4 protein-coding genes are annotated in these 2,874 nt (G+C 60.8%); 2 read left to right on the top strand and 2 right to left on the bottom strand.

Annotated elements, in window-relative coordinates:
- On the bottom strand, nucleotides 1-378 hold a 378-nt coding region (locus tag Y707_RS24600; RefSeq protein WP_051441804.1), incomplete at its 3' end, for a DoxX family protein.
- 98 nt (nucleotides 379-476) lie between these two features.
- Nucleotides 477-1,103, bottom strand: coding sequence for a Pr6Pr family membrane protein (locus tag Y707_RS24595; protein WP_051441803.1), 627 nt, complete (start codon nucleotides 1,101-1,103; stop codon nucleotides 477-479).
- 275 nt (nucleotides 1,104-1,378) lie between these two features.
- Between Y707_RS24595 and Y707_RS0108820 the strand changes: the two genes are divergently transcribed.
- Nucleotides 1,379-1,882, top strand: a complete 504-nt coding sequence (locus tag Y707_RS0108820; RefSeq protein WP_162150200.1) for a hypothetical protein — start codon at nucleotides 1,379-1,381, stop codon at nucleotides 1,880-1,882.
- Nucleotides 1,883-2,012: 130 nt separating this feature from the next.
- Nucleotides 2,013-2,874 (top strand): hypothetical protein (locus Y707_RS31395; RefSeq protein WP_035780927.1); only part of this gene is annotated, 862 nt, incomplete at its 3' end.

Below are 2,874 nucleotides of genomic sequence, written 5' to 3'. Positions count from 1 at the left end.
GCGCAGGTTCTCCCGCGACTGCCACACCAACAGCAGCGAACCCGCGATCAGGATCGCGTTGAGGATCACGTAATCGGGGTGGCCGTTGGCGAAGTTCGTGAAGGCAGCACCGATCATGATCATCGTCAGGAGCAGCCCTCCGAACGGACGCGTGCGCGGAATGATCAGGGCTATTGAACCGATTATTTCGCCGGCGGCTGTCACGTAGACCGTCCACATGGGCCAGCCGAACTCCTCGAACGGCTCCAGCGCGACGGGAACCCCCATAAGTTTCTGTATCGCGGCACGAAGGATCACCGCAGCGACGATCACGGCCAGCACTGTCCACAGCGCCGAAATCACGGTTGACTTGCGACCGCTCCGGTGTGGCTTTCCCATGGCAGGAACCCTCCTCATCTGCGTTGATGGGATTCTTTCTAGAGTTCTTGCGCCAATCCTTCCACCTGCGGCCTGATCGCGGTAGATGCTTGCCGGTTTTACTCATCAGGGAGCCGCGCTATCGGGAGCCGGCTGGAAGCAACCACCATAAACGACACCAACAGGATGAAGGCTGCCAAGATCACCGCATAGATCGAAACCACCTGGTATCCGCCCACGAGGTTGGGGTCCAGGAAGAAGTATGGATACCAATCGGCCAACTGCCCGCGGACCAGGGTGAAGACCGTCCAGATCAGCGGAAAGATCATTGAGAGCCAGCCGACGCTCCAATGCAGCCGGTGCCGCGCGGGCACGAAGAGAAAGTCCAGCAGGGCATAACTGGGAAGCACAAAGTGCAGTACCTTGCCCGATAAGGGCACCAGGAACAGGTGGCCCATCAGCTCAGCGTTAATCATCAGCGCGCCGAAGGTCACGCCCGAGACGATCATGTACGTCGTGGTCAGGGCGCGGACCGCCGTCAACCATTCCGGCTCATGGATGGAGAGGGCCCCGTAATACATCGCGATCATGAGCACGAGGACGAAAATGATGTTGCTGTGGATGGTGAAATAACTGAACAAATTTGCAGCCAGGCAGGTTCCGGTGGCAAAAACACAATCGGCGCGGGAAATGAGGGCTGATACAGCGGTGACGAGGAAGGTCACGCGCACGATCAGGAAAAACATCCGCACCGCCTATCCTCCATTGCCAGTTCAACACGCCGTTTCTCCCCACCGGCGGACGATCAACCTACGTGCCTAGAATACTTTGCGCGTAGGGTGTTGATTAATGGACTAAGGCCGATATGGAGTTCGAAGGGCGGCGACCGGTGGGACATTCAGCAGCCGGAAATCCGTCTAATTCGACTGTCCGGCTTCGAACGATGTGTGCAGCCGCTGTAGCCACTCTCGTCATGCTCACCGGATGTACCGATGAGCCATCAGGTCCCGGTGGCGGCGAAGTGACGAGTGCATCCCCGGATTCCTCCGGCGCTGCCGATACCGCAACACCGGTCGAGCCATCACCGGCGTCTCCCGCAGCCACTGTCCCGACCACTGCCGACGGCGAATGGGGCTCCTACGAGAGCCGGGCGGATGCATGCGCTGCGATTGCGGCCGATGTCGTCGCCATCGCTTTGCTTCCCGTGAGTCTGCGCCTAGGTGGAAGCGAACGCGATGTGGCAAATACCGAAGACAAAATCGAGGACATGAAAGAAGGGGCGCCACCTGAGCTGACGTCGGAGTTCGCCCACGTGCAGCTATTGATTGACTCCTTCGGGGAGCGCCTCGCCGCGGGTGAACGGGGCGGTGGCAGGGATGTCGGATCCGACACCAGCGATGCCGGCGATCCCGCCAGGACAGACACGCGGCAAGGTCCACGGCTCGACGACCACGCCCTCAGCCAGGCGCTGGCTCCGATTAAAGACTGGCTAAGCGAAAACTGCGGGAACCAGCCGGAAGGCTGAGCCTCTACTCCTCCACAGGCGTCCTCCACCGATGCTTGTCCACAAAACCGGGATGCACACTACCGGCAGCCTCAGCATCCCTGAAGAGTGAAGTCAGACAACAACCGTTCTGACTTCATCCGGAGGATCCTTGCTGCCGCATTACACTGTCCCCGCGGGGACACATGCTTCCGTCCGCCCGTTGCGCTGGCCCAGCCGACTGGCTGCCGCCCTTGCACTCATCATGTGCGCCTGGCTGCTTTTGCCCGGAGCCGCCGCCCAGGCCGCACCTGTCCCCGGCGGCTGGACGCAGGCCGCCGGACTCGCGGGCAATAACTATTTCGTTGGACAGCATCGCAACAATGCCGGAATGATCGCCTACTGCACTGACTTTAAGAAACTCGCGCCTTCATATGCCGGCGGCTACGACAGAGGCCACAATGGCGGCTTCATCCGTAGTGACGGACAGCCCCTCGACGATTCCGGCAATGCCGCCTTGTCCTACCTGCTGAACCGTTGGGGCGCCACCTCCGACGACCGGGCTGCAGCCTCGGTCCAATTAGCCGTCTGGGCCATGACGTCGCCCGGTATGGCCTGGGAAGCGGCCGGGATGAACGCCATTGTCGAGCAGGAAAACCTCCCGGAGGACGTCATCAGGAACGCCAAATGGATGACCGGGGAGGCACATTCCAATGCCGGCCCGTACACAATCCGCATAGAACTTGGGGACGCTCACAAAGCCGGGCTCATTACCCAAGCAGGTATATCTGTTCTCGGCTCCGCCGGCACACCCGTCGAAGGTCTGACCCTTGAGGCCGATGTTTCCAAGGCTTTCACCTTTGGCGACGGCCGCCGCTCTGTCAGATGGACCAGCGGCACAAAGCCCAAGCTCATCGATCTCAAGCGGACGAGCCTCGGCTCAGGACAGATAAGTGTCACCGTTTCAGACACTCCGGCGGCCGGTGTCCGTTGGCTTGAACCCGACCGGACGGACGTACAGCGGCTGCTCACGG

Origin of the sequence: Arthrobacter sp. H14, from assembly GCF_000520495.1 — a bacterium.
Lineage (GTDB): Bacteria > Actinomycetota > Actinomycetes > Actinomycetales > Micrococcaceae > Arthrobacter_C.
The sequence above is the reverse complement of the archived record's forward strand: the minus strand, read 5'-3'. Positions and strand labels throughout refer to the sequence as shown.

Excerpts from the sequence above, each read along its gene's own strand:
- Y707_RS24595 (WP_051441803.1), bottom strand. The coding sequence starts at position 1,103 with ATGTTTTTCCTGATCGTGCGCGTGACCTTCCTCGTCACCGCTGTATCA.